General features: G+C 35.8%; 1 protein-coding gene and 1 pseudogene. One reads left to right on the top strand and one right to left on the bottom strand.

Annotated elements, in window-relative coordinates:
• Window positions 1-387 (top strand): annotated as a pseudogene (locus CKY02_RS22775) (transposase); the annotation flags it as partial.
• Between the two features lie 1,263 nt (window positions 388-1,650).
• Here CKY02_RS22775 and CKY02_RS22780 read toward each other — a convergent pair.
• Window positions 1,651-2,010 carry a hypothetical protein gene (locus tag CKY02_RS22780; protein WP_238399190.1) on the bottom strand — a complete coding sequence of 120 codons (360 nt, stop codon included), beginning with the start codon at window positions 2,008-2,010 and terminating at the stop codon, window positions 1,651-1,653.
• Between the last annotated feature and the right edge of the window lie 438 nt (window positions 2,011-2,448).

Raw genomic sequence — 2,448 nt, forward strand, 5'->3', positions numbered from 1 at the left:
AACTGAAGCAGGAAGCCGGAGACCAAGAGCCCATCCTGTTCATTGATGGCGTCCATCCCACGCAGGGGACGAAACTCGCTTATGGCTGGATGCGCAAAGGCCAGAAAACCGCGGTGAAAACCACGGGCAGCCGTACCCGTCTGAACCTGATGGGTGCCCTGAATCTGGCCGAACTTACCGCCATACAGCCCGAATCTGAACCCGATAGAAAGGCTGTGGAAGGTGATGAATGAACAGGTCAGAAATAACCATTATTTCGCCACGACGGCCTTGTTCAGGCAGGCAATCCATCGCTTTTTTACGGAAATATTACCGGAACTTGCCGGGAATCTGTCGTGCCGTATTAATGACAACTTCCAGGTTCTGAATCCTGCATCTTCAAGTTAAACGGGTATAGATTAAAAGATTTATATAACAGATTGATTTAACATAATAAATTTCACTTTTTAGCAGAGCAGTTAATGACATTTAATCGAAACCCATTAACCATTAATGGCAAGTTAAAAAACAATCAGCACGATAGAGAAAGTTTTTTAATGAACTGAAAGTGAGATGTTTTCTCACCGTCATTTTAAGGCGTAAGCTATAAAAATAATGCAATAAAAAAGAGATAAAACGGTTAATCTGGTCGGATTTAAGCTTTTTAAAAAAAGAGGGGTTATCGGAGAAAACATCAAGGGATATCTTTAATATCGTCAGGCTATTTACCGACTGATTGATAAAAACCACTCAGGATTACCAGTAAAACAGAGCCAGTAAAAATAAAATGTATAAAGGATAAAAATAACGGTTAAAACTTTATGCCGATTAAAACCAGAGATTAAAAAAATGATTTTTAATAGTAGTTTAAAAGCTGTCTATCATAAATCTTTCAGTGAAAAATAAGAAAAAAATTGGTTTTGTTAATGTTCATGTTTCTGGAAAAGAGGGAATATGATCATATGAATAAATTAATCAAACAATCTATTTTCCCAAAGGAGCAGACTTTAATAATTTTTTTAAATGGTATAAATTTTTCCATAAACCAGTTAAATAATCTGTCATAAAAAAATTCAAGTGAATGATTTAACAGAATACAAATCTGGTTAATTACAGAGTTATTATTTTTCATTTATTATGTAAAACTGTAAAATACGCTGGATTAAACGGCTTTACACTGTTTTAATCAGTTTAGTCTACGATTTGATTTAAACTATGCTGCTTTTTATGTCTTTAATGTGATCTGGGATTAAAATCAATTAATACCGTTACTTTCAAAACTATTTTCGTGCTCTGTTAACGCTTAAATACTTGTCAAATTGTATCACTTTTCTGGCTGATTAATCTGCTGGGCTTTTTATCCTTGCTGGTGTAATGAGGTATTATTCGATATTGAAAAAATTGTCAGCAGTTTGATAACTCGGCTCAAAATTAAATTTCCTGAATCCGGCAGAATTTCGGACTCAGGTGTTATTAGCCGATTTAGTGTAAACTGTTTGATTTTATTAATCATCTAGTTATCTCATCTGGTGGTAGAAAGATAATATTGGGCGACTTTACACTTAAATTTGAGCAATTGTTTACTGCAATTCTTCATACAGAACTTTCCCTTACTTGTCGGGTATCCTACTTTCGGGGAGGCGGTTCACAGTGGTCGGGATTTACAATTAATCAAAATTTCAATGAATAAGCTTTAATAAAATCGTTGTATGTTTCATGCAGATGATAAAAATTTGCATCAGATTCAGTTTTTAGTACTTGGTACCTTTCTATCAATTTATTAAAAAGTCCTTCAGGAACAGGATATGGTTTAGGATCGTTTTTTGCGTAATAAAAGTAAAACAATGCTTTTTCCAATTCAGGAGTAGATAATTTTTCAGCTTTATTGAGCAAATAGCTAAAAGCCTCAAACCAATTAGATTCTGATAAAATCAAAAAATCCAAAGCAGTAGATTTAACAGAATTATTGTTAAAAAGATCCGAATCTAAGATTTTTTTACAAAAATCCAAACAACATTCAGAATCTTTCAATAAAAGTTCTCCTAAATAATCTATCGCATCATCAGAAGGATCTTCGTATTTACATAGCCATTTTCAAGATAACTATCTAATCCTGAAATCAACTCAATAAGCTCTATTCTTTCTGTCATTTGAAAGTTCTTGTTTGAACAGTGGCTAATCTCTTCTATCCATCAGGCAAGATTGCCCAAGTTGCATAAACTCTAGCTGAACTATGCTGTTGCTGGTTGTCTTTATCCCGGATAGTCAGGGTACCGTCACTGACCGCGGCGTGAGTGGTACTTTGAGCGTGGCCTTCCCGGTTAACGCCGCCCAGGGTATTGCTGTCTCTTGATCAGATCTCCAAATCAACCGATTTAGCCAGCAAATAGCCGTCTATCAGGGTTTGCAGCCGAAACCAACCTTCCCAAAGTCGTTCCCATCCGACTCGACCCGTGCGTTTGGAATCGT

This window comes from Photorhabdus bodei (assembly GCF_003287735.1).
Taxonomy (GTDB): Bacteria; Pseudomonadota; Gammaproteobacteria; order Enterobacterales; family Enterobacteriaceae; genus Photorhabdus; species Photorhabdus kayaii.